The 24,621-nt window shown below is 37.0% G+C and carries 30 protein-coding genes, 1 rRNA gene and 1 pseudogene; 19 read left to right on the top strand and 13 right to left on the bottom strand.

Annotation, left to right across the window (positions count from 1 at the left end; genetic code table 11):
- Positions 1-16: 16 nt before the first annotated feature.
- From ACTWQB_RS04060 to ACTWQB_RS04035, 6 genes and pseudogenes are all read left to right on the top strand, one after another.
- Positions 17-433, top strand: a complete 417-nt coding sequence (locus tag ACTWQB_RS04060) for a prepilin-type N-terminal cleavage/methylation domain-containing protein (protein ID WP_443137905.1) — start codon at positions 17-19, stop codon at positions 431-433.
- 37 nt (positions 434-470) lie between these two features.
- On the top strand, positions 471-1,223 hold the full coding sequence (locus tag ACTWQB_RS04055; RefSeq protein WP_443137904.1) for a prepilin peptidase: 753 nt from the start codon (positions 471-473) through the stop codon (positions 1,221-1,223).
- A 12-nt stretch (positions 1,224-1,235) separates the two neighbouring features.
- Entirely contained in the window at positions 1,236-2,195 is a 960-nt protein-coding gene (gene pilM, locus ACTWQB_RS04050) for a type IV pilus biogenesis protein PilM (protein WP_443137903.1), read from the top strand.
- Positions 2,196-2,729, top strand: a complete 534-nt coding sequence (locus ACTWQB_RS04045) for a hypothetical protein (protein ID WP_443137902.1) — start codon at positions 2,196-2,198, stop codon at positions 2,727-2,729. It begins immediately after the preceding gene.
- Positions 2,726-3,259: a hypothetical protein gene (locus ACTWQB_RS04040; protein ID WP_443137901.1), complete on the top strand. Its 534-nt coding sequence runs from the start codon at positions 2,726-2,728 to the stop codon at positions 3,257-3,259. Before ACTWQB_RS04045 ends, ACTWQB_RS04040 begins: the two co-directional genes overlap by 4 nt.
- Positions 3,260-3,372: 113 nt before the next feature.
- Positions 3,373-3,594: pseudogene (locus ACTWQB_RS04035) on the top strand (peptide-methionine (S)-S-oxide reductase); the annotation flags it as partial.
- Between the two features lie 101 nt (positions 3,595-3,695).
- On the opposite strand, the gene ACTWQB_RS04030 reads toward ACTWQB_RS04035, so the two are convergent.
- The 8 genes from ACTWQB_RS04030 to ACTWQB_RS03995 all read right to left on the bottom strand — a co-directional run bounded on the left by ACTWQB_RS04030 (position 3,696) and on the right by ACTWQB_RS03995 (position 8,948).
- Positions 3,696-4,280, bottom strand: coding sequence for a sodium:solute symporter family transporter (locus ACTWQB_RS04030; RefSeq protein ID WP_443137900.1), 585 nt, complete (start codon positions 4,278-4,280; stop codon positions 3,696-3,698).
- The gene (locus tag ACTWQB_RS04025) at positions 4,262-4,456 is read right to left on the bottom strand and encodes a hypothetical protein (protein ID WP_443137899.1); all 195 of its coding nucleotides are present in this window, start codon (positions 4,454-4,456) and stop codon (positions 4,262-4,264) included. Before ACTWQB_RS04025 ends, ACTWQB_RS04030 begins: the two co-directional genes overlap by 19 nt.
- Positions 4,457-4,680: 224 nt before the next feature.
- Positions 4,681-5,454, bottom strand: a complete 774-nt coding sequence (locus tag ACTWQB_RS04020) for an ABC transporter permease (RefSeq protein ID WP_443137898.1) — start codon at positions 5,452-5,454, stop codon at positions 4,681-4,683.
- On the bottom strand, positions 5,454-6,362 hold the full coding sequence (locus ACTWQB_RS04015) for an ATP-binding cassette domain-containing protein (RefSeq protein ID WP_443137897.1): 909 nt from the start codon (positions 6,360-6,362) through the stop codon (positions 5,454-5,456). The genes ACTWQB_RS04020 and ACTWQB_RS04015 overlap by 1 nt, the downstream gene beginning before the upstream one ends.
- Before the next feature lie 2 nt (positions 6,363-6,364).
- Positions 6,365-6,556, bottom strand: a complete 192-nt coding sequence (locus ACTWQB_RS04010; RefSeq protein WP_443137896.1) for a PLDc N-terminal domain-containing protein — start codon at positions 6,554-6,556, stop codon at positions 6,365-6,367.
- Positions 6,557-6,680: 124 nt separating this feature from the next.
- Positions 6,681-7,100: a helix-turn-helix domain-containing protein gene (locus tag ACTWQB_RS04005; RefSeq protein WP_443137895.1), complete on the bottom strand. Its 420-nt coding sequence runs from the start codon at positions 7,098-7,100 to the stop codon at positions 6,681-6,683.
- A gap of 169 nt (positions 7,101-7,269) precedes the next feature.
- Positions 7,270-7,821: a GNAT family N-acetyltransferase gene (locus tag ACTWQB_RS04000; protein ID WP_443137894.1), complete on the bottom strand. Its 552-nt coding sequence runs from the start codon at positions 7,819-7,821 to the stop codon at positions 7,270-7,272.
- Between the two features lie 221 nt (positions 7,822-8,042).
- Positions 8,043-8,948 carry a TIGR01777 family oxidoreductase gene (locus tag ACTWQB_RS03995; RefSeq protein WP_443137893.1) on the bottom strand — a complete coding sequence of 302 codons (906 nt, stop codon included), beginning with the start codon at positions 8,946-8,948 and terminating at the stop codon, positions 8,043-8,045.
- Positions 8,949-9,017: 69 nt separating this feature from the next.
- On the opposite strand from ACTWQB_RS03995, the gene recX reads away from it, so the two are divergent.
- On the top strand, positions 9,018-9,833 hold the full coding sequence (recX, locus tag ACTWQB_RS03990; protein ID WP_443137892.1) for a recombination regulator RecX: 816 nt from the start codon (positions 9,018-9,020) through the stop codon (positions 9,831-9,833).
- A gap of 254 nt (positions 9,834-10,087) precedes the next feature.
- On the opposite strand, the gene ACTWQB_RS03985 is transcribed toward recX, so the two are convergent.
- Positions 10,088-10,747, bottom strand: coding sequence for an SDR family NAD(P)-dependent oxidoreductase (locus tag ACTWQB_RS03985; RefSeq protein ID WP_443137891.1), 660 nt, complete (start codon positions 10,745-10,747; stop codon positions 10,088-10,090).
- A 105-nt stretch (positions 10,748-10,852) separates the two neighbouring features.
- Here ACTWQB_RS03985 and ACTWQB_RS03980 point away from each other — a divergent pair, with 105 nt between their 5' ends.
- Positions 10,853-11,185: a YfhH family protein gene (locus ACTWQB_RS03980; protein WP_443137890.1), complete on the top strand. Its 333-nt coding sequence runs from the start codon at positions 10,853-10,855 to the stop codon at positions 11,183-11,185.
- Between the two features lie 7 nt (positions 11,186-11,192).
- On the opposite strand, the gene ACTWQB_RS03975 is transcribed toward ACTWQB_RS03980, so the two are convergent.
- Positions 11,193-12,170 carry a metal-dependent hydrolase gene (locus ACTWQB_RS03975; RefSeq protein ID WP_443137889.1) on the bottom strand — a complete coding sequence of 326 codons (978 nt, stop codon included), beginning with the start codon at positions 12,168-12,170 and terminating at the stop codon, positions 11,193-11,195.
- 43 nt (positions 12,171-12,213) lie between these two features.
- Here ACTWQB_RS03975 and mutY point away from each other — a divergent pair, with 43 nt between their 5' ends.
- The 4 genes from mutY (at position 12,214) to ACTWQB_RS03955 (ending at position 16,041) form a co-directional block, all read left to right on the top strand.
- On the top strand, positions 12,214-13,296 hold the full coding sequence (gene mutY / locus ACTWQB_RS03970; protein ID WP_443137888.1) for an A/G-specific adenine glycosylase: 1,083 nt from the start codon (positions 12,214-12,216) through the stop codon (positions 13,294-13,296).
- Between the two features lie 44 nt (positions 13,297-13,340).
- On the top strand, positions 13,341-13,550 hold the full coding sequence (locus ACTWQB_RS03965) for a gamma-type small acid-soluble spore protein (RefSeq protein WP_443137887.1): 210 nt from the start codon (positions 13,341-13,343) through the stop codon (positions 13,548-13,550).
- Positions 13,551-13,694: 144 nt separating this feature from the next.
- On the top strand, positions 13,695-14,222 hold the full coding sequence (gene ntdP / locus ACTWQB_RS03960) for a nucleoside tri-diphosphate phosphatase (protein ID WP_443137886.1): 528 nt from the start codon (positions 13,695-13,697) through the stop codon (positions 14,220-14,222).
- A gap of 61 nt (positions 14,223-14,283) precedes the next feature.
- Positions 14,284-16,041, top strand: coding sequence for an ABC transporter ATP-binding protein (locus ACTWQB_RS03955; protein ID WP_443137885.1), 1,758 nt, complete (start codon positions 14,284-14,286; stop codon positions 16,039-16,041).
- 181 nt (positions 16,042-16,222) lie between these two features.
- Here the strand turns inward: ACTWQB_RS03955 and ACTWQB_RS03950 are convergent, their stop codons facing one another.
- Positions 16,223-17,260 carry an FUSC family protein gene (locus ACTWQB_RS03950; protein WP_443137884.1) on the bottom strand — a complete coding sequence of 346 codons (1,038 nt, stop codon included), beginning with the start codon at positions 17,258-17,260 and terminating at the stop codon, positions 16,223-16,225.
- A 587-nt stretch (positions 17,261-17,847) separates the two neighbouring features.
- Positions 17,848-19,137, bottom strand: coding sequence for a glutamate-1-semialdehyde 2,1-aminomutase (locus ACTWQB_RS03945; protein ID WP_443137883.1), 1,290 nt, complete (start codon positions 19,135-19,137; stop codon positions 17,848-17,850).
- Between the two features lie 121 nt (positions 19,138-19,258).
- On the opposite strand from ACTWQB_RS03945, the gene ACTWQB_RS03940 reads away from it, so the two are divergent.
- The 5 genes from ACTWQB_RS03940 to perR all read left to right on the top strand — a co-directional run bounded on the left by ACTWQB_RS03940 (position 19,259) and on the right by perR (position 22,499).
- The gene (locus ACTWQB_RS03940) at positions 19,259-19,645 is read left to right on the top strand and encodes an ion channel (RefSeq protein ID WP_443137882.1); all 387 of its coding nucleotides are present in this window, start codon (positions 19,259-19,261) and stop codon (positions 19,643-19,645) included.
- A 60-nt stretch (positions 19,646-19,705) separates the two neighbouring features.
- Positions 19,706-20,176, top strand: coding sequence for a thioredoxin-dependent thiol peroxidase (gene bcp / locus ACTWQB_RS03935; protein WP_443137881.1), 471 nt, complete (start codon positions 19,706-19,708; stop codon positions 20,174-20,176).
- A 265-nt stretch (positions 20,177-20,441) separates the two neighbouring features.
- Positions 20,442-21,392, top strand: coding sequence for a D-2-hydroxyacid dehydrogenase (locus ACTWQB_RS03930; protein WP_443137880.1), 951 nt, complete (start codon positions 20,442-20,444; stop codon positions 21,390-21,392).
- A 1-nt stretch (position 21,393) separates the two neighbouring features.
- The gene (locus tag ACTWQB_RS03925) at positions 21,394-21,948 is read left to right on the top strand and encodes a cob(I)yrinic acid a,c-diamide adenosyltransferase (protein WP_277673895.1); all 555 of its coding nucleotides are present in this window, start codon (positions 21,394-21,396) and stop codon (positions 21,946-21,948) included.
- 107 nt (positions 21,949-22,055) lie between these two features.
- The gene (gene perR, locus ACTWQB_RS03920; protein WP_443137879.1) at positions 22,056-22,499 is read left to right on the top strand and encodes a peroxide-responsive transcriptional repressor PerR; all 444 of its coding nucleotides are present in this window, start codon (positions 22,056-22,058) and stop codon (positions 22,497-22,499) included.
- A 91-nt stretch (positions 22,500-22,590) separates the two neighbouring features.
- Here the strand turns inward: perR and ACTWQB_RS03915 are convergent, their stop codons facing one another.
- Positions 22,591-22,968 (bottom strand): YgzB family protein, encoded by a 378-nt coding sequence (locus ACTWQB_RS03915; RefSeq protein ID WP_443137878.1) that lies wholly within the window; start codon positions 22,966-22,968, stop codon positions 22,591-22,593.
- A 196-nt stretch (positions 22,969-23,164) separates the two neighbouring features.
- Here ACTWQB_RS03915 and ACTWQB_RS03910 point away from each other — a divergent pair, with 196 nt between their 5' ends.
- Entirely contained in the window at positions 23,165-24,031 is an 867-nt protein-coding gene (locus ACTWQB_RS03910) for a nucleotidyltransferase-like protein (RefSeq protein ID WP_443137877.1), read from the top strand.
- Between the two features lie 522 nt (positions 24,032-24,553).
- Positions 24,554-24,621 (top strand): 16S ribosomal RNA (locus ACTWQB_RS03905); the annotation flags it as partial.

Here is a 24,621-nt window from a genome sequence, read left to right as displayed (position 1 = left end):
AAAGGGAGAGAGTGTCATGTTAAAAACAGCACGTCAATTATTGAAAAAGGAAAAAGGTGTAACACTAGTTGAATTACTAGCCGTTATCATTATTTTAGGGATCATCGCTTTGATCGCGGTACCTGCGATTGCTGGGGTGATAGAAGATTCTAAGTATAATAGTCTAAAGTCATCGGCTATTAATGCGATTGAAGCTGCGGAGTTGTACAAGGTGACGAATGATGAGTTGCCAGGTGAAGATAGTAATTTAGAAGACTATTATGATAATAAAGGGGTTACTTGGAGTGATGGGCCAAGGTTTGGTGAGAGTGATAATGGAATAAATTTATCAGGGACTATAACTGATGGTGATGTCGAGATTGTATTAGAAGGTGCTACAGTTACGGATATTAGTGAAGCGAATGTTGATAAAGACAATAATAAAATAGATTAATAATAAAAATCTTAATTTTAGTATGGAATGACACGCTATGTTATTTATATACCTTTACATCACAATATTAGCCCTCATCCTCGGCTCTTTTTATAATGTCGTAGGGTTGAGGGTACCATTAAAGGAATCAATCGTAAGTCCACCGTCTCACTGCCCGTGGTGTGAGAAACGATTACGGGCTTACGAATTGGTGCCTGTGTTTTCATATTTGTTTCAAAAGGGGAAATGTCGACGGTGTGAGAGTCGCATTTCTCCTTTATATCCTTTTTTTGAAGCACTGACAGCGATTTTATTTCTACTATCTTTCTATCATATAGGGTTTCAGTTAGAACTCATCGTTGCATGGGTGTTTGTTAGTTTACTAGTGATCATCACGATTACAGATGTTCATTACCAACTCATTCCTAACCGAATATTGTTATTTTTTCTATCAATTTTAGTACCCCTAAGAATAATTATTCCAACTGACCCTTGGTATGATGCGTTCCTTGGAGCCATCGTTGGTTTTGTGTTGTTATTTTTAATTGCGTTATTAAGTAAAGGCGGAATGGGTGGAGGCGACATTAAACTATTTGGTGTTATCGGTTTAGTGCTCGGTTTAGAAGGTACCTTGATGACGTTATTCTTTGCATCATTATTAGGCGCCATTATAGGTGTCATTCTGATGATGTTTGGCAAGGTAAAAAGGGGCGTCCCATTTGCATTCGGACCGTTTATAGCAGCGGGAGCAATCATTGCTTATTTTTATCATGAAACGTTAATTAATTGGTATTTAAATGTTCTTTTATAAGGATGACAGTCTATGAGTAAAAACATCGTTAATATTGAAATAAAAGATTATGTGATTAGGTTTACAGAAGTGAGTCCAAAGCGACCATCACAGATTCTGAGATTTGGTGAGCATTTTCTGCCCAATGGAGTCGTTGAAGGTGGAACGATTCAGGATGAGGAACAATTTAGAAGTGTGATTCGCACTTGTGTGAAAAAGTGGAGTTTAAAACGAAAACAAGTCAGGTTAACGATGCCTGATTCACTTGTCATCGTTCGTAAGCAATCAATTCCATCTTCGGTAAAGATAGAAGACATTAATCGTTATATCTTTTTCCAACTTGGAGATACCATTCATTTACCGTTTCAAAAACCAATTTTTGAAACTGCTCTGTTAAAAGAGGGAGAAGACCAACATGAGGTCAGTATTATATCGACTTGTGAGACGCATGTTAATCCTTTTATCAAATGCTTGGAAGATGAAAAAATGAAGATTGTCGCAGTCGATATTTCTCCATTAAATCACTACAGAATCTTTTATCAAAATGATTTAGTTGAAACAGATGACCATGTTCTTTTAGTTCAATATAATGCTCAAACCGTTGTCTTCTGTGCTTTTGAAAAACATGTTCCGATTTTTTTGCAACAGTTTCAATTATCAACTGAAGAAGACCAACAACAATTTGGTCCTACGATGACTCAAGATGATTTTAATAAAGAAGATGTGATGATGGAGTTTGAAGAGATTCGAACGGAGATTGAGAGAGTGGAGCGTTTTTACCAATACTCGATGAACGATGGAAATGAATCGTTTAATAAAACTATTGTCGTTGGAGATCATCCTTATTTAAGTGAGATTGTTGAAAAAATGAAAGAACGAACAGAAACTGAAATTATGAGCATGACAGATAATGAATTAAGTGGACCAAAAGGATTGAATATTGAGCGAAAGTTTCATAACGTATATGGCTTAGCAATGAAGGATGGAAGCTAAATGTTAGTAGACATTAACCTTTTACCTGAAAAAGAGAAAAAACCACTGAGTAATTTTTCGTTTGCATCTATCATCATTATACTTACTCTATTGCTTTCTGGTGCTGGTGGAATTATTTATTCGATGCAGGCCCAAGATTTAGAGGAACTTGATCGAGAGTTAATGCAACAAATGAGTATTAACCACTCTTTGGAAAGCGAACTAGAAGGTGGCGAAGAGGCGAAGCAGGCTCAATTAATCGATGAACTATCTCAACAGTTGGCAACCAATTCTTCTGGCTATATGACAGAAATCATGAATGAACTACCGCGAGATGGCGAGCTGAATGCGTCTAAGTTTAATGATAGTCAAATTACACTGACCGTAACGACTGCTAAGAATGAACAAGCGGTACGTTTTTATCAATCCTTACAAGACATGAGCTTATTCCATGAGGTGGTTATACATACTATTAACTTTGATGAAAATGAAGATCGGTTTGTCACGAATTATACGATTCACCTCCAAGAGCAAGATGAAGGAGGTATAGAATGATGAAGTTGAATACCAGTAGAAAACGATTGGTATATATATGGTCGCTAATAATCATATTATTAGCAGCTGTGGCCTTTGTTTTTGTGTTCATACCACTTAATCAACAACTCACTAATGCAAAAGAAGCTATACAATTTACAGAAAAAAAGCAGGAACTATTAAAAGAGCGAATTAAAGAACAAGAAGATGAGGAACTACCAGTGTCAGGAATCAAACAAAAGATTCCAGAGTCAATGGAAGAAGAGGGAGTCATTCAATTAATAAACGAAGCATCTGAACTTACAAATACAGTTGTTCAAAGCTATAAATATTTAGAAAGAGAAACTGTTGAAGTTAATGGAGAAGAACTTGAGCAACTCACGATGCAAATCAATGGTAGCAGTAGTTCACTAACGAACTTAAATAGATTTATAGAGTTTTTAGAGACCGATGATCGATTAGTTCATATAAGCAGTTTTGATTTTCAGAATCGAGAGGAATCAGTAAACTTTCAGATGGAATTTAATGTTTACTCTAAAAGCTTTGAGTGATTTTGATTAGTAGTTCAGTTTTGGGGGGGAGCAACCCATGACACTGAACTACTTTTTATATATCTAAAGTTATGAGAGAGTTATAGTGAGAAATATTTAAGAGGAGAGTCAATATGGAAGTCATATATTTTGCTGGTGGCTGTTTATGGGGAGTACAAGCTTTTATCAAAACTTTACCTGGAGTCATCACTACAGAAGCAGGAAGAGCAAATGGTACAAGTCACAGATTGGATGGCGAGTATGATGGCTACGCTGAATGTGTTAAAACGGAATTTAACCCGAATGTTGTTACAGTCAAAGAATTAATGGGGTACTTTTTTGAAATTATTGACCCGACCTACCCATACAGCACCCCAACCCATGATGACGTTCCAAACTGTACCAATCATAGCTGCTTGGCGCATTTCTTTTACATTTTTCAATGACATATAACGTACTAAAATATGAGGTTACCAGGACTACCAAACCCAATTCCTAGTAAACCGACAATTGCACCAAACCCAAATGTCCAAATGCTTGTGAAACCAGCACCCTCTGCATACATCGCATCTAATATAGGTCCGATTCCGCCTAATTGAATAATCGCAACAATCGGTAAAATAATTAACGAGAAGAACATAAATAATGCCTGAAGTACATCAGTTTTACTTACAGCATGGAATCCACCTAACACTGTGTATAAAAGAATAATCGCAGCTGTTAGCCACATCCCGTTTGTGGATGAGATACCTAAACTTGAAGAGAACGCTGTACCGCCACCAACGACTTGACTTGCGACGTAAGCAACCATAAAGAAAATAATAATAAATGAACTCGTGATTCTTAATAAACGAAAACGATCTTGATAACGACTTTCTAAAATATCCGGAACCGTTAAACTGTTTGTCTTTTCACTATAAATTCGAAATCTGCGGGCAGCATAGAAGAACATGAAGACTTCTACTGTTATGTACCCTGCAATCGCCCAAACGGCATTTAAACCAGTCGCAAACGCTGTACCGGTTACTCTAAGATTAGCCAAGAGCTTCTACCAGAACTAACGGCACTTAAAGCAACAGTGAATTTATTTAAACTTCGCCCTGCAAGGAAGTAGTTCGTTAGTCCGCCAGAGCTTTTATTTTTTGAAATAATACCAATAAAAATTAAAAGACCAAGATAAATAACCAGTATTGATACTGTTAATGGATGCGCTTCCATAATTATTCACTCTCCTTTTTAGTGTGTAGAAATGCTAGTAAACCTAATAAAATAATGCCTATTGGAATGACAAACAATCCTAGAATCATTTCCATGTTAAATCCCATCATCTAGCCTACTTTCTTTCAAAAAACACAATAATCAGACAATTTATATAATAAACAAAAATACCTAATAAGTAAAATTGATCATAAAAAAACAGGGATGATTGAACATCCCTGTGATTAGTGTAGTACTTTACTCCTTAAGGTCACAATCGCAAATTGCAAACAAATAATAGTTAGAATTAACGCTGTTAGAGCCGTATACCACATATCGTTGGTCAAGCTTCCAGACGCTAAATATTGACCAATATAATCAGAGATCAGTGCAGGACTCCATGTAAATATGTGCCCATAAATATTAGTTAAAACATTAAATGTAATAATAATCGCGAGTGAAATAAAAGCGACTAACCCTGGAGACTGCGTCCAAGTATTGACCATAATAACGATTGAGACGATTAAAGCGAAATATATAGTAATGAATAAGATACTCATTAATAATTGATTGAAATTAATCGTTCCAAATAAAATCATCACGTAATACCATGCAGCAATAATTGACAATGCCAAAGATACAAATACGAGTAACATCATAGAAAAGAATTTTGCTGATACATAATTCGTGAATTTAACGGGTTTTGATAAAATCATTTCGTAAACGCCACTTTTGATTTCGCCTGAAATCGTGCTCATCACGATGACTACAGTAAGCAAAACGCCTAATAGTCCTAACTCGCCAAAACTCATCATCATGGCTTCAACTGAATTAGGCATTGGAATATCAATGATTGCACCATCTGGCATGCCACCAGCCGCATCCATTATTTTAGGTAGATAATATGTTGTGAGGGGATCCATTATTGCAAATAAAATAAAAACGATTGGTACCCAAATCCATTTTAGGTTACGCCAATTTTCTAGTAATTCTTTTTTAAATATGACGGACCATTGCATTATTTTTTCACCGCCTTCATAAATAAATCTTCAAGTGATGTTTTGGCCACTTCAAATTTAGTTAACTGCCAGTTTTCATTATGAACGACCTCTAATAATTGCTTTCGAGCTGTTTGTAGATCGTGAACCGTTAGTAAGAAATCCTCTTGAACTCTGTGAACCTTAAAGACAGATTCGATTTCTTTTAAACGTTCTTCTATAAATTTTGGTTCATCGGAAAATGATAGTTTTAACGTAACTGTATTTTGTACGGATTCGATTTCATGCATGCTACCTTGTTCTATAACATTACCATTATTTAAGAGTAGAATTTCGTCACTAACCTCTTCAGCGTCATTAAGTATATGCGTTGAGAATAGTATGGTAGCATCCTTTTTTAACTCTCGCATTAAATTCAGAACTTCTCGTCGGCCTATCGGATCTAATGCCGATGCTGGTTCGTCAAGTATGATCAGTTTTGGTGAATGGATTAGTGCTTGTGCAATGCCTAAACGTTGCTTCATGCCACCTGAATATTTTGAGATGCTTAGTTTACGAACTTCTTTTAGGTTAACTAATTCTAGCAATTCATCTGCACGATTGCGCGCTTCTTTCTTAGAAAGGTGTGCTAGTTGACCTGAGTATACTAGAAACTCTTTTCCTGTCATCCATTCATGAAACACTGGAAACTGTGGTAGATATCCTACGTGTTGTCGGAAATCTTTTGATAAACTCTCATCGCTAAACTGAATTTCACCTTCCGTTGGTTTAATGAACCCTGCCAACATACGTAATGTCGTTGTTTTACCAGAGCCATTAGGACCTAATAAAGCGACACATCGACCATGCTCAAGCGTGAATGAAACGTCCTGAATAACGTGGTGATCTTTGTACTTTTTGGTTAAATGATGGGCTTGTAACAATGCCACATTTATGGCCTCCTTCCAAAAATAAAGTAAATGATCGGTCCAATGATATTAATGAAAATAATAACTAATGCCCATACCCACTTTGGACCATTTGTTTCGTGACGTACTAAATCAATTATGGCTATGACTAGTAAAATTAATTGCAAAATGATTAAGGGTAAAATTAATAGAATAATCTCTTGGTTAATCTCCATTATGACCACCTCGTTAATATTTATACATTCATTATACGATATTTATAGATTGGGAGTTTCATAATTAAAAGTAAAAAGCCGAACTTATTGAATAAGTCCGACTTCTGTTTAATGTTAGGATCTTTTAAATTCTCTCATATTCATTTATCAATTGATTAAACATCTGAATGGCAGATTTTTGTTTGCGAACGGGTAATTCCGATAATCTATTCAAATCATGGAGTAAAGCTTTATTTTTCTTAAGCATATCAATCGCGACAATTAGTTCTTGCTGATCATCATTTGTCTCATGGTCCAATGAATAAACTCTCTGAAACTCTTTTAATAGAAATTCATCAGAAAGGCTTTTTCCTACTAATTGGTCCAATGAAATAGAGAAAATGTCACTAATTTTAATTAAGGTATTTAAGTCCGGAATCGTGGACTCATTCTCCCACTTAGTGATATTAGACCTGGACACATTCAGCCTATTGGCTAATTGTAATTGGGTCCAACCCTTTTGTTCGCGAAAGTACCGAATATTAGTCGCAATTTTACTAGACATACTTTACTCGCACCCTAATTTAGTAGATTTGTGGAATAATCGTAACACTAATTATTCGGAAATTGTTGGTTATACTGGGTACGTTTCGTAACATTATTAATAATGTTCTTCAAAAGAACGTGAAGGGCAAAAAATAACTCAACAGCTAAAATCATAGCTGTTGAGTTATTTATGCTTCTAGTTCGTCGTACGATACTTGTTCCTGCTCGTGTAGGTGGAAAATGAATGCATCTTTATAGATTGCAAATAGTTCATACTCTTTGGGACCTTGATTAATTTGTTCATAGATAGCAGGATAATGTTCATTGGCTTGAACAGCGTATTCGATTTTCTTCATAGCGTTTAATGAACGTTCGTTAAGTCGATTGACTTTTAAAAACACAACCTCAATATTTTTTTCCAAAAAAAGCTCACGCAAAAACAGGTCTTTTGCATATTGATTATACCCCTTGCCGAAATATGGTTTGCCAAGCCATGTAGCAAGAAAACCTTTTTGCTCTTGGATATCGTATAGCGTGATCGCCCCGATTGGTACATCCCATTCGTCTAGGATAGTTCTTGAGATGAGCTCACCATTTTCTTCTTGGTTAGTCATCTTGTTTAAAAAGAAATAATACTCTTCAATCGTCTCAGCCTTTTCACGCACATATGGTTTAACTGCATGGTCGCTTAGTAATGGAAATAGTATTGGGGCATCGTGTAAATCTCTTCTTTTTAACATAAAAAACACCCTCCTTGGCTGAGGGTGTTGTCGTTCAATGTTGGCACACCTTGGGTAACGACCACCCTCGAATTTTTATCAATTGCTCACAAAAATTCGGGGTGGGAATCGAACCCACTAGAACTGCTTGAAACAAGCAGTGGCGCACCATTTGCCTTCCCTTAATTCTATCCAAATCATACAACATTTTATTTGATTTGGAAATAGTTTTTTGCATAATTTTATGTGTAAATTTTTTCTAAGGCTTCATGTAATGTTGGATACTTAAATTGGTATCCAGTTGACTCTAATTTTTGAGGATAGACGTACTGACCTTTCAGAACTAATATACTCATTTCACCTAAAATGGTTCTTAACGCGAACGAAGGTGCTTTTAGCCAATGAGGTTTTACTAAGACTTGGCTTAATGTTTTACCAAAATCTTTATTCCGTTGGGGTGTAGGAGCTGTTAGATTTACAGGTCCACTGATGTCTTCATGGTGAATGATGTGGTCAATCGCGCCGATTACGTCATCAATGTGAATCCACGACATCCATTGTTCACCATTGCCTAATGGTCCACCAGCCATTAATTTGTATGGTAAAGCAATTTGCGGAAGGGCGCCTTCATGTTTATCGAGAATAATACCAAAGCGAGTGAAGACTGTTCGAACACCGATGGATTCAGCTTCCTGTGCTTCTTGTTCCCAAACTGAACATACTTCTGCAAGAAAGTCATGACCAGAGATCATTGTCTCTTCAGTAAACGTTGCATCCTGTGATGTTCCGTAATACCCTATAGCAGAAGCGTTGATGTGGACTTTAGGTGTCTCAGGTAAGGCATTCATAATACGTATGAATTCTCGGGTGGTAATCATACGACTTTCAAGGATCTGCTGTTTTTTAGCATCGGTCCAACGGCCACTATTTAGTGACGTTCCAGCTAAATTAATACACACATCAATATTCTCTAATTCAGTCTCAGGTTGACTATGAGGATTAAGCCATTCTATATACGAGACCCGTTCTTTGTAGTCATGTTTTTGTGGATCTCGAGTTAGAATGTAAATTTCATGACCTTGTTTTTGAAAAAAATCCGTTAACCGACTTCCAATAAATCCAGTTCCACCTGCAATTAAAATTCTCAAGTAGCAGTCCCCCTTATATCTATACTATAATAAAAACAATACATATTCACTGAAATAGGAGTTTTAATGATGAAGATTAGTAAAGTCTCGACTCAGAAGAAAAACAAGCAGCGTTATAACATTTTTATAGATAAGAATGGTCACGATGTATTTGCCTTTGGTGTTCACGAAGACCTCCTTATTCGGCATCATCTAAGGAAAGGTTTAGAATTAACCGAAGAAGAAGTGACTGAAATACAAAAGCAAGATGCTATTTACCAATACTATACCCTTACCATTAATTATTTAAGCTATCGTATGCGTGCTAAATCTGAAATTGCAGACTATTTAAAAGGGAAAGAAGCAACACCTGAAGCGATTGAAACAGTTATACATAAACTTGAAGAAGAAAAATTAGTCGACGACCTTCAGTTTAGTCAGGCATACGTACGCACAAAGATGAATACCTCTAGCAAAGGTCCAAACAAAATAAAGCAAGAATTAATTCTTAAGAAAATACCTGAAGTTTATATCGAAGAAGCAATGGCTGAGTATACGGTCGAAAAGGAAGTAGAAAAGATCGTTAAAGCATTAGAGAAAAAGTTAAGCTCTACTTCACGAAAGAAATCTTTTCAACAACAACTCATGCAACTTAAACAATCACTTATGCAAAAAGGATTTACACAAGGTGCGATTGAAATAGCGTCTCAAGAAGTTGATTTATCAGTCGATGATGATGAAGAAATGGATGCCTTACGCTATCAAGGCGAAAAAATTTGGTCAAAGCATGCACGTAAACATGAAGGTTTTCAATTAAAACAAAAAGTTATGGGTTCATTATACCAAAAAGGTTTTTCGATGGATTTAATTAATCAATTTTTAGAAGAAAAAGAGGAAGAAGGGTAGAGAATAGGGTCAATATTATATATTTCTCAAACTAGAAAAAGCCAAATATTAGGTGTTTAATTACATCTAACATTCGGCATCGTTTTTTCTTCGTCAAAATGCTTCGCTTTCCGCAGGCACGGCTTCAACTTCCCCAAACTCTCTTTTGATCGTTTGGGGTGATTTTCAGCTCGTGCTGTTCCTGCAGGAGTCTACGCATTTTGACTACGCTAAATTTTTTCTATATAAACTATTTTCCTTTTGTCTTAGCAAGATTATTTTTCAATCACAATTTCATTTCTTCCGTCATCTTGCTCAACGATCTGTTCTGCAATTTGATCAGGTGACGGTAAAATTGAAGGATCTGATACATAATCACTCTCATCCCAGAATGGTGTGTTCATTCCACCCATATAAACTCCAGTCACGCTAATACCTTTGTCTTCAAATTCTTTCTGAAGGCTTTCGGTAAATCCGCGCTGAGCAAATTTGCTAGCACAGTAACCAGCTTCATGGACCTTTCCACGTAAACCAGCAGTTGAAATAATATTTAGAATCCGTCCTTTACTGATAAGAATATGGGGCATAAAGTGTTTGGTAGTATAGATGAGTCCAGCCGCATTTACATTCAACATTGTATCGATTTGGTCTTTCTCTAAATCTTCGAATGCTCCGAAGAAGCCGATTCCAGCGTTATTAATTAACACATCAACTTGTTGAATTTGCTTAGCTAATGATTCAAGTTCATCCCACTTGGTAACATCACATGTGTGCGTTTCGGCAGAGCCACCAGCCTGTTCTATTAATGCTTTTGTGTCATCTAACTTTTCCTGTCTGCGGCCGACTAATAGAATGTGGTGACCGTTATTTGCATATTGTTTGGCTAGTGACTGACCCAGACCAGTCCCAGCTCCGGTGATTAAGACATGTTTCATAAATTTACCTCCATAATGTTTAGTCTAGTTGATGCGAGTGCGTTTTCTATTGTAAATGACTTTGATATACTTATGAAAGTCATAAGTATAGAAAGGGGTCACATTATGCAACGTCGTTATAGTGACTATACAGTAGAAGAATTACGTAAAGAGATCGCAGAATTGACTGAGAAAGCTCGTAAAGCTGAGCAAATGGGCATGGTAAATGAGTACGCTGTCCACCAGAGAAAAATTGTTATGGCTAAATCTTATACAATGAATCCAAGAGATTTTAGAAGGGGTCAAGTTTACGATATAGATGGTGCACCCGGCGAGCAGTTTCATATTGATTATATGAACGGCGTCTTTGCATGGGGTACCCGTAAGTCACAACAAGGCCAGGTTCTTAATGAAGAAGAAGCCCTGCCAATTGCGCTACTGACGAATCAAGTGAAATAAGAGCCTTCTAGGTTAAAGGCTCTAATTTTTTTTGTAATTTGTCTTCTGAATAAACCCAACCTGTATAAGAGGTGATGATGTTGTAAAATTTATCCAATGTCACGACTGCGACAAATGGGTAACGGTCTTTAGCACGATAACGAAGGTCGATAAACCGGATTTCTGTATAATCATCGAACCGGTCGATTTCATATCTATAGACGGGTGAAAAATTAATAAATGCTTTAACGTTTTTATCCTGTAAGGCCGCATTCATTTCGGTGGTGTCCGGTAAAGGTTTTCGGTCAAACTGGTCTTTAATTTCTACATGGCCATTTTCAGACCTTGCAACATAGAATTTGTCTTTTGTTACAATGGCAACTCGCCAAATGTTATGACGTATCGTTGGCTGAGTGATAACATTTTCAACATCATCAAAATAGTCTTGCATTAATTTAACGATTTCTCGTTTGTCCATGTAACGTTTTATATAATATAAGAAAACGACAAAGAATACGATGCCGAATGTGTAACGTGGGTCTGCGCCAAGTAACCAAGCTAGAATACCTGCTATATATAATATAAAAATTAGCGGATCGAACGTATTGATGAACCCAACAGCAATCCATTTATTGACGAATGGTTTTAAGGCTTGTGTTCCGTAAGCGTTAAATATATCAACAAAGACATGTAAAAATACGGAGAACAGAACCCATAACCATAAATGTAAGTAACTCACTTCAGGATAAAACAGAAACATTGCACCAGAAACTAAAAAACTCCAAAGTAAAACAGCAATTGGAGAATGAGATGCCCCTCTGTGGTGTCTAATATAAGTTGCGTTATCTTTAATTTTAAATATTGTATCGAAATCCGGAGCATGAGACCCAACAATGGCCCCGATTAAGACAGCTTGAAATAATTGAGGGTCTTGTTGTACAGCAGGGTCAATGGTGGCGAGTCCACCCACTGCCACGCCCATCGTAATATGGGTTGCAGTATCCAAGATATGCTCCTCCTTTTATAATCTATTGAGAGTAGGTGTTTAGGTGAAAAATACAACTACTTTTTCTATACCCGTTTTATTCGATGTTCATTCGTTTCAGGCTGACCTAATTACATGGTATTCAAAAATCAAAAGAGATTTACCATGGCGTGTCAATCAAGATCCTTATCGAGTTTGGGTATCTGAAATCATGCTACAACAAACTCAAGTAGATACGGTGATTCCCTATTTCAACCGTTTTATGGAACGATTTCCGACCGTTTATGACTTGGCAAATGCTGATGAACAAGAGGTTTTAAAGTCATGGGAAGGTTTAGGTTATTATTCCCGTGCTAGAAATCTTCATACTGCTGTTAAGGAAGTTGTAGCTGAATATGGTGGGCAAGTTCCAAGTGAGCGAAATGAACTAAAGAAGCTAAAAGGTATTGGGCCATATACTTTAGGTGCTATTTTAAGTATTGCTTTTGACACACCAGAACCAGCCGTAGACGGGAATGTTATGCGGGTCATGTCTAGAGTGTTACATATAGAAGAAGATATCGCTAAACCTAAGACAAAGAAAATTTTTGATGATGTTGTAAGAGAAGTCATCTCACACGATGATCCATCATCGTTTAACCAAGGATTAATGGAGTTAGGTGCTCTAATTTGTACACCTCAAAAACCGAAATGTGGTGAATGTCCGGTTAGGGAACATTGTCTTGCTTATGAATATGGAAACCAAACAGATTTACCTATTAAATCAAAGAAAAAGAAACAAACGACGACAGAATTTTACGGGCTAGTGATACAAAATAATCAAGGGGAATTTTTAATTCAAAAGCGACCAGAAGAAGGGTTGCTTGCGAATTTGTGGGAATTTCCTTTAATGCCGAAAGAAGAACCATCTATTGAGGAATGGTTCAAAGAATATAATGGTGCTGAAATTAAGGTGAATTCAAAAGGTGAAACAGTCAAACACGTTTTTTCACATGTCATCTGGGAAATTGAAATAGTGTTCGCACATATTAAAAGTGGAGAAATAAAGAGTGGACAATTTGTTACAGCTGAAGAGTTAAAAGATTTTCCTTTTCCAAATGTACAGTACAAAATGATGGACAATATTTTTCGATCCAATTTAGGATAAAAAATTCCGTATTGGTTACATTAATCAGTGCGGAGGTGATATTGATGGCTAAAAAGAAAAACCAACAACAGCCAAATGCATCAGCAGCAGGTTCTAACGTTGAAAAAGTAAAACAGCAAAACCAAGCAGCTGAACAAGGTCAGTATGGTACTGAGTTTGCTTCTGAGACTAACGCTCAGGAAGTAAAACGCCGTAATCAACAGTCTCAACAAAAGAAGAATCAACAGAATCAACAAAACCAGCAAAACCAATAACGTTAAGCATTAACATCTGAAGCACTCCTATTAAGGGGTGCTTCTTTAATAGAGAAAGAAGGCTGTATTAGCTTATTCATAGAAACTTACAATCCTGTTATGTTACAATTACATTTACTAAAGAAGTGGTTAGGAGTATTCATAATGGTCCCAAAAATCGGAGAAAGGATTGAAATACAAAGTTACAAACATGACGGCAACATTCATCGTATTTGGGAAGAAACCATGGTTCTAAAAAGTCAATCAAATTTATTAATTGGAGCAAATGACCGAGTTCTTGTAAAAGAAAGCGATGGTCGCTTTTGGCGTACGAGAGAGCCGGCTATTACATATTTTACGAGTAATTATTGGTTCAATGTCATTTGTATGATTAGAAATGACGGGATCTATTATTACTGTAATATTAGTTCGCCATTTGTGATTGATGATGAGGCTTTAAAATATATTGATTATGATTTAGACATCAAAGTGTTCCCAGATATGAGTTACATTATTTTAGATGAAGATGAATTTGAACAACATCGTAAGCAAATGAACTACCCTGATGTATTATCAAAAATATTATATAAACAATTACATACGCTGGAACGTTGGGTCCAACAACGCAAGGGGCCATTTTCCCCAGAATTTGTCGACAAATGGTACGAGCATTACCTAACGTTTCCTAATTAAAATTGTGTGTTAAAGCTCGCCACGTGGCGAGTTTTCTTCTGTATGATGAGAGGTGAATTTTTTGGACAGCATTAAACGGTATTTACAATTCGTAAAACCTTATAAGTGGAAAATTGTTTTAACGATTATTATTGGTATATTAAAGTTCTCAATTCCACTTTCACTACCATTATTGTATCGTTATGTGATTGACGACATTGTAGATACAGACTTAACCTTTGATGAACAAATAAATAGATTGTTATGGGTAATGGGGATCGCATTCTTTGTTTTCTTAATACTAAGACCACCCATCGAGTATTATCGTCAATATTTAGCTCAGGAAGTGAGTAGTAAGATCTTATACGACATACGTGATCGTTTATTTGATCATATACAAAAACTGAGCTTAAAGTTCTATTCAAAGACGAAATCTGGCGAAATTATTTCCCGGGTGATACATGATGTCGAACAAACTAAGACTTTTGTCGTAACCGGGCTGATGAACATTTGGTTAGATATGGTGACAATAATTATTGCAGTTGGCATTATGTGGTACATGGATCCGATGCTAACAATAGTTGCTGTAGCATTATTTCCCATCTATGGTTTTTCAGTTAAATACTTTTACTCTAGGTTGCGTCAGTTGACGCGTAAACGTTCACAAGCATTAGCTGAGGTGCAAGGTCACTTGCATGAACGCGTGCAAGGTGTACCTGTGACACGTGGTTTTGCGTTAGAGGACCATGAGCAAACACAATTTGATAAACGAAATTATCATTATCTTGATCGGGCATTAAAATTTACTAATTGGAATGCTAAGTCTTATGCTGTGACCCATACGATTACCGACTTAGCACCATTATTAGTGGTTGCACTCGGTGGTTACTTTGTTATCGGTGGTAACGTCACATTAGGAACTCTCGTTGCGTTTATTGGTTATATGGACCGTGTCTATCAACCGTTACGTCGTCTAATTAACTCCATGACACAGCTTACGCAATCTCACGCTTCGATGGATCGTGTGTTTGAGTTCATGGACGAAGAGTATGATATAACCGACAAGCCAAGTGCGAAACCCCTAAAGTCCGTTCATGGTGATGTCAGCTTCGAGAACGTGTCGTTTAAATACGACGATGAGGAAGAAGAGGTTTTAAAGGACATTGACCTAAGTATTAAAAAAGGTGAAACAGTTGCCCTTGTCGGAATGAGTGGGGGAGGGAAGTCGACACTTGTTAGCTTGATTCCTCGCTTTTACGATGTAACGAAAGGTAGAGTTAAGCTTGATGGTACTGACATACGAGACTTTAAAGCACGTTCCCTACGTAATAACATCGGAATGGTTTTACAGGATAACATCCTATTTAGTGAGTCAGTTGCAATGAATATTAAAATAGGTAATCCTGATGCCACTGATGAAGAAGTAGTTGAAGCGGCTAAGGCAGCCAATGCACATGACTTCATCATGGAATTACCAAACGGCTATGAAACTGAAGTCGGAGAACGAGGTGTTAAACTATCCGGAGGTCAAAAGCAGCGAATCGCGATTGCACGTGTGTTCCTGAAAAATCCACCTATCTTGATCTTTGATGAAGCAACTTCAGCACTTGATTTAGAAAGTGAACACTTAATTCAAGAAGCATTAGAAAAACTCGCGCACAACCGAACAACTTTTATCGTCGCACACAGACTATCGACAATTACCCACGCTGACCGTATCATTCTAATGAATAACGGAATGGTAATGGAACAAGGCACACATGAAGAATTAATGAAGGTCAAAGGTTACTACTACGACCTTTTCCAAGTACAAGAGTTAGATACAGAAGAAATACGATGACAAGAACCGCTGGGAATCCAGCGGTTTTTGTGTGAATGGTTAGGCTGTGGATGATTAATTCGTTTTCGAGAATTTACTAGACAAAATTTAAGTTTTACTAGACAATATCGAGATTTTACTAGAAGATTTTTCTCAATACTAGACAAATAATTAAAAGGAGCTTGGGGTGCGCCAAGCTCCTTTACTCTTTATTTTGATAACTCACTAACAGCTTCTTCAAGTGAATTAACTCATTGTGGTAATCCAACAAATTTGAAGCCAATGGTAAGAACGTCATTCGGTCACTTTCTTCATCGTCGTATGTTTCCATAAGTTGATCAACAAGAGCGGGAATATCAGGTTCAGATATTTTCTCAAGTGGATCAGTTTCTTTTTTTCGTATACGTCCTAAGTACATTAACACTAATTTTTCATGCGTGTGCAGGGTTTTGTCAACTTCATCGATGATTCTTTTATTAATATCTGAATTGAAATGTTCAATCTCGTAATCCATCCTGTGCAGGTTTTGTAAAACGGTAAATGCCTTTTTGGTTGTCGTGATTAATTGTCTAAATAGAACGAGTTTCCTTGCTCTAACAAACCCTTTTCTTCGTGTGTATGTGCGTTCTTCAGAGAACAACATATATGTTTGATCTAATCTCGTAATATCTTCTTGTAGTCTTTGAATTTCACGTTTTAAAGCTGGTTGGTCCGAAATGTGACGAGTGGTTACACGAATCCACTGCAATATGTCATTTGTTGTGCTATTAATCTGTTCGAACAGGCGTGTTTCATATTTTGGTGGTAAAAACGCCATGTTTACAAGGAATGCTGCAATAATTCCAATAAAAATAGCTGAGAACCTTACGCCCGCTTGCTCTAAAAATGGTGTGCTAGTTGATTCCATAATGGCTATAACAGCAATAATGGCGATGAAAGTTGTGTCTTCTTTCATTTTGAAAAGCATACATATACCGATTACAAGAATAATAGCGAACCCAATTACAAACGGTTCATTGCCAACTGATAATACTAGAATAACAGCTAATGTTGAACCAATGATATTAGCTTGAATCTGTTCAATAATCGTTTGAACAGATCGGTAAATCGATGGCTGGATGGAGGAGACAGCTGCAATCGCTGCAGCAAACACCCCAGCTTTTAATCCAAAGGCACTTGCGACATATAGTGCAATGGCAGTAGCAAGCCCTGTTTTAAATGCTCTAGCTCCGAGTTTCATATAAAACCTTCTTTCAATTGAACATACTCTTTTATACTAATACCTTTATGTGTAATTAGAAAAACATATTATGGATGATTTGTGAACAAAAAAATAAGCCTATGCACCGAGCACAGGCTTGACCTGGAAAAACCAGAAAGGAAGGGAGTTTCATAACATGAATTCCTTGATAAGGGGTAATCCATTAAATCTGAATTAATTACATTCTACACAAATATTTTGAAAATTACAACTACTTTTTTGAAATTTTTTGATGAGATTAGTAGAATGCGAAGTGCTTACGAATTCGGGAGGAGTGCACGCAAAGCTGTGGGAAGTGCACTTGAAATGAAGTCAAGTGCATGTGAAATCAAGACAAGTGTCTTTGAAACCCGGTGGAGTGCGCATGAACCGATGATAAATGCACATGAAATTGACCACAATGCACGTGAAATAAGAAAAAAGGTCAGCTAACCTAGGTCAGCTGACCTTTTTACTAATGAATTCACTTTGGCGATATCTTGCCTTAATTTGGCGAGAACGCGCTTCACTTTGGCGAAAAAATGCCTCACTTTGGCGAGACCTCACGCCAATTTAGCGAAAAGTCTTTAGTTCATCTGTTCAAATGCTTGATCTACAGCTTCCAATGTATCATCAATATCCTGATCCGTATGTGCTGTGGTTAAGAACCAAGCTTCGTATTTAGATGGTGCTAGGTTGATGCCTTGGTCTAGCATTAATTTAAAGAACTTAGCAAACTTCTGGCCATCCGTATTTTCTGCTTGTTCATAATTCGAGATCTCTTCATTTGTAAAGTAGACCGTAAGTGCGCCTTTCAATCGGTTAATCGTAATCTGGACGCCATGCTTCTCAGCGCGCTCTAAAATGCCTTCTTCTAACTTCGCACCTAGACGATCCATCTCGTCATACACGCCATCTTCTTGTAAAACTTCTAAGCAGGCAATTCCAGCTGCCATCGATGCGGGGTTTCCAGCCATCGTTCCAGCTTGATAAGCAGGACCTAGTGGGGCGACTTGTTCCATAATGTCGACACGGCCACCATAAGCTCCGATTGGTAGCCCACCGCCGATGATTTTACCCATTGCAGTCATATCTGCTGTCACACCTGTAAGCTCTTGAGCACTACCATAGTGGAATCGGAATGCCGTGATCACTTCATCGAAAATAAGTAAGCTATCATTCTGGTGAGTGAGTTCTTTAACTTTTTCTAAAAACCCTGGTTTTGGCTCAACAATTCCGAAGTTACCTACAATCGGTTCAACTAAAACGGCCGCGACATCCTGACCATACTTCTCTAACGCTACCTCTAAAGCGTCTGCATCGTTAAATGGAATCGTAATGACTTCTTGAGCAATGCTTTTAGGGACCCCAGCTGAATCAGGCGTGCCTAACGTTGAAGGACCTGATCCTGCAGCCACTAGTACTAAATCAGAGTGCCCGTGATAACAACCGGCAAATTTAATGATTTTCGTACGGTTTGTATAAGCACGAGCTACACGAATCGTTGTCATCACAGCTTCTGTACCAGAGTTTACAAAACGCACCTTTTCAAGAGATGGAATCGCACTCTTGAGCATCTTCGCAAATTTATTTTCTAGTTTAGTAGGTGTGCCATACAACACCCCGTTTTTAGCAGCCGTCGTAATCGCTTCCGTTATATGAGGGTGAGCATGTCCAGTAATAATTGGGCCATAAGCACCTAAGTAGTCGATATATTTGTTGCCATCGACGTCCCAAAAGTAGGCGCCTTTTGCTTGTTCCATAAATACTGGCGTTCCACCACCAACACCTTTGAAAGCGCGTGACGGTGAGTTTACCCCACCAACAATATATTCTTGAGCTTCACTATAAAGTTCTTCTGATGTATGTCTATTCATGAAAAATCCTCCATTACTAATTAGTCCAAGACTTATTTTATCATATCCACTCACTCTTTTTTACATGTGAAGGACAATTTCTACATAACAATTAAAGAGACGAGTTTAAAGGGTGGTGTGGATGGGGTATTTAGAAATCTTATTTGTCGTGGTTATCGTCATTGTGAGCATATTTATTTTTCTAAAAAGCAATCGGAACATGCGTAATTCGTTTTCGAGTGAATTATTTATCGCATTCTTAGTTATTTATTTCATATTAATGGTCGGATTTGCAATTATATATTTTTTGATGTCTGAAATAGGCTTTACCGTTTTATCGGACATGTCGTTACAATACGGCAGTGCGTTGGATCGATTCTTAAGGTCTTTTTATTTTAGTGGTGTGACACTGATGACAGTTGGATACGGTGATATTTATCCTATTGGTGTTGCAAGGTTTGTATCACTTATAGAGGCTGCTGTCGGCTATTTACTACCAGCTGCGTTCCTATATAAATTGATAAAATAATTTGTCAACTGAGCCATTCTTCGTTAATCTAAAATAAAGAAGATTTAAGGAGGAATGGTCATGACAATAGAAGTAGGAAAACAAGCACCAGATTTCACTTTACCTGCAAGTAACGGAGAAAACGTAAGCTTGTCAGACTTTAAAGGTAAACACGTAGTCCTTTATTTTTATCCAAAAGATATGACACCAGGTTGCACGACAGAAGCATGTGATTTCAGAGATCATCATAAAAGTTTCGAGGAATTAGATGCAGTCATTCTTGGCGTCAGTCCTGATCCAGTTGATCGTCATGAGAAATTCATCAATAAACATGATCTACCGTTTTTACTTCTAGCAGACGAAGATCACAAAGTCGCTGAAGATTATGATGTATGGAAGCTAAAGAAAAACTTCGGTAAAGAATATTATGGCATTGAACGTTCGACTTTTATCATTGATAAAGATGGACAACTAGTTAAAGAGTGGCGTAAAGTCCGTGTAAAAGAACACGTTGAGGAAGCATTAAACTATATTAAAGAAAACTTAAGCTAATTCACGACTGGCCATAGTAAAAAAGCTATGGTCAGTTTTTAAACCATTATGTATTAAATTAAATGTGAATCGCTTTCGGTAGACGCTTTCCATGGGCACGGCTTCAACTTCCTAAAACTCATTTTATTCGTTTTAGGGGATTTTCAGCTCGTGCTGTTCCCACAGGAGTCGCCACCTTCGCTCTTCACATTTGTTATGATTAACTCAAGCTTACTTTCTTCATAAATAACTAATTCTAACCATTAATAAAAGAGGTGTCTCAATCATGAATATACTCGTCACAGCACGAATGAAAACGTACTTAAGAGAAGGTCTAATGGAAAAGTTCCCAGAGGCGACTTTCAACTTCAAATACCCAATCACAGAAGCAGAAACTTACATACCTGAAGCCGATGTGATCGTCACGTTCGGTGAAGACTTAACCAATGATCATATTGAACAAGCGAAAAACCTTAAATGGATCATGGTCGTTTCGGCAGGTCTCGACGAAATGCCATTTGAGAAAATCATTGAGAAAAATATCCTCGTCACAAACGCACGAGGCATTCATAAAATACAAATGTCCGAGTACGTTATTGGCATGCTGCTACAAGTTTATCGTAATTTACCAACATTCTTAGAAAACCAACGCAAGCACGTTTATGATAAACGCGTCAAAATCGAAGAAATCAGCGGAAAGACGATGATTGTTGTCGGTACAGGCGCAATCGGACAAGAAACAGCCCGTAAAGCTAAAGCATTCGATATGAAAACAATCGGGGTTTCAAGAACCGGCGCTAAGAAAGACCATTTTGATGAATGTTATAAAAATGAAGAGCTATTAAACAAGTTACCAGAAGCGGATTTTGTCATTAATGTCTTACCAGCTACACCCGATACAGAAAAAATGTTTAAAGCTGATCATTTTAAAACAATGAAAGAAGATGCGATATTCTTAAACATGGGTCGCGGAACGACAGTAGATGAAGAACAAATGATTGAAGCGTTAAGAGATAACGAAATCCGTCATGCGATTCTAGATGTCTTTGAAACAGAGCCATTACCAGAAGAGAGCCCGTTATGGGATATGGAGAATGTCACATTAACCCCACATAACTCTGCTGTTACTTCTGGCTACATGCCACGTGCATTAGATATTTTTGAAAAGAATTTAAAACAGTTTTTAAATGGAGAAGAACCAAGTGTTAATGTGATCGATCCAAAAAGGGGGTACTAGAATGAGAATTTATACACGTTCTGGTGATAAAGGGACGACGTCATTAATTTATGGAAAACGTGTTCCCAAAAACGATATTCGTGTTGAAGCTTATGGTACTTGTGATGAAGCCAACTCAATGGTAGGGATGGCTCGTAGTCATTTAGTCAATGAAAGTTGGGAAGGGAAAGATCAAGTTGTTGAAGCCTTACATAAAGTGCAAACCGTACTGTTCCATGTAGGGGCTGAACTCGCAACGCCTAGTGGCAAAGAAGTCATGTGGAAGCTTAAACAGGAACATATCGACTTTTTAGAACAACAAATAGATCAATGGGATCAAGATTTGGATGAGTTAAAAAACTTTATTTTACCTTCAGGGCACCCTGCAGCAGCATCCCTACATGTTGCACGTACAATTGTACGACGTGCTGAACGTATGGCTGTTGCCATTGAAGATGTGGAAAATGATCTTGTATTACAATATCTCAATCGACTATCAGACTTCTTATTTGTAGCAGCTCGCTATGTGAATAAAGGGTTAGGTGGAGAAGAGTTACCATTAAATACCGATGTATAAGTTCTTCATTTTTACCATATAAATTGACAAAAGGGCTGAATACGAATTAAACTATTTATAAGAATTCTTATTTAATAATTTTATAGTTGAAAGAGAGGTGCATGACGGTGTCTGAACAAAGATTACAAGAAGCCTTATCTCAGCTAAAAAGCTCGGGTGTACGTATCACGCCCCAACGTCATGCAGTGCTTGAGTATCTCATGCAATCGATGACTCATCCTACAGCAGATGATATTTATAAAGCACTTGAAGGTAAATTTCCAAACATGAGTGTTGCTACTGTTTATAATAACTTACGCGTATTTCAAGAAATCGGTTTAGTTAGAGAATTAACATATGGTGATTCATCTAGCCGTTTCGATTGTAATACGACGGAACACTATCATGTTATTTGCGAATCATGTGGTAAGATTGTGGACTTCCACTACCCTTCACTTGATGAAGTGGAGCAATTAGCGGAGCAAGTAACAGGCTTTGAAGTCAGTCATCATCGCATGGAAGTCTATGGAAAATGCGAAGACTGCCAGCACAAATCACATATCAATCACTAATTCAATTAGACCACTCCGAAGCAGGGGTGGTTTTTCATTTATGTAGTAAGAAAAGGAGCTACCTATTATTAATAAAGATAGCTCCTTCATACTAATTACTATTTTTCTCTTGCTCTTTCCAATATTTCTTCGAGTTATACTTCTCATCAAACTCCTCACCCTCTAAATTAGGGTCAAGAGTTAGAGGTTGTTTACAAAACATACAAGCATCGACCCTGCCTAAAACTTTAGTCGGCCGTTCGCATTCAGGACAAACGACTTGTACTGCCCGGGTGGATAACATTCCAATCCAAAAGTAAATCACCGTACTTAAGATAATAGCTATTAATCCTAAGAACATAAATAGCACCATGACCCACTCATAGTTTTTAAAAAGTAGACCGATATACATAATGATCATACCAGCAAAAACTAAAGCCAATGCTACCGTTCTAATTTTATTAATCTTGTTACTATATTTTAACTTCATTTTAAGGGCACCTCCCTTGTCATTCCTTAAAGCTTTGATTAATGTATAAAGGTATCTTGTCTGAAACCTTTGTACGATTAACGTCTGATAGAAGTATAGCACAAATTTATTTTAGTGTATGTGAAGAAAAAAGGAAAATCATGAATATTTGTAGAATGTAATTATTTGAGGAAATGGTCGAGGGAGGATTTATGTCATGGAGAATCTATTGCGTCCTATATATCAAGAGAGAGCTAGCCAGCCAAACACATTAGGTGTTTTATTATACGAAAAGTTACACGACCAAAGTCCAGTCACTGATAACTTCGATGTTATATTATTGATTGTTGTTCGTGATGCAGATGAAGACTGGTATGTGAAACATTACGAGTTTGAGCAAAAGACAGCTGCTATGCATATTGTGGACGAACAATTACTAAATGAGTGGATTGATAAAAGTGGCTACAGAAAAGTGATTGACTGGGCCATAAATGGTAAGATTGTTTTCGATCGTAATGAATATATGGCAAACCTAAAGGAAACATTGCGTCAATTCCCTGAAAAAACTAGAAAACTAAAAAAGGTAGTCGAATTCGCTAAACTAATTAGAGCTTATCGAGAATGCAAAGATCTATATGCAAGTAAACATTATATGGATGCTAATAGTTTAATGGTAAGATCCTTACATTACTTAGCGAGGGTTACAGTATTAGAAAAAGGATTTCACCCAGAAATAACAGTATGGAATCAAGTGAAGAAGATAGACCCCGAAGTTTACAAATTATATGAAGAACTAATGGAAAGTGAAGAACCACTTGAGAAGAAAATATCATTAATGCTCTTAGCAAGTGATTTCGCTATCCACTCTCGAGCGGAACAAGGAGCAGAACATTTATTAAACATAATGAAGGAAAAAGAAGAGCCTTGGTCATTTGGAGAACTTAAGGTTCATCCTGAAACACAAGCATATACATTAGATCTATCCATATTATTAGACTACTTAGTAGAGAGAAAAATTGTAGATACAGAATTAGTTGAAACAAAAGGAGATAGTATATTCCATAGACAATATATTTTGAAGTAGACCATTAACCGTGTTGGTTTTGAATTGATCAACACGGTTAATTAATGATAACAAGTTACTATTTTGCATTTGAATGTATTTATTAAATAAAAAATGATAACAATAAGGAACGCTATGCATAGACTTAACATATTATTTATAGTGGTTTTTGAAAAAAGTATTGACGTTAATTTTTGAACCGTGTTATATTATTTCTTGTCGCGCTAAAAAGATAGCGTCAACGACACGCAAAATTGAATTTAATCTTTTTGAAAAAAGCACTTGTCAATCTGATTAATTCATGATAAATTATTATACGTCGCGTTAAGGAAAGCTACGCGAACATACAAAGAAATCAACTTCTCAAAACAACAAAAAAGTTGTTGACATACAATTGAGAAATTGTTATTCTATAAAGGTCGCTTTTTTGAGGCGACATCATTTGAACCTTGAAAACTAAACAAAATAGCCTGTAGTCAATTCTAGTTTTTCATCTGGATTGGCAGATGAAAAACCTTAAACTATTTAGCCAATCAAACTACTTTTATGGAGAGTTTGATCCTGGCTCAGGACGAACGCTGGCGGCGTGCCTAATACATGCAAGTCGAGCG

It is taken from the genome of Piscibacillus sp. B03 (assembly GCF_052246295.1).
GTDB lineage: Bacteria > Bacillota > Bacilli > Bacillales > Alkalibacillaceae > Piscibacillus.
Note: the sequence above shows the minus strand (reverse complement) of the source record. Positions and strands in the feature narration are given on the sequence as shown.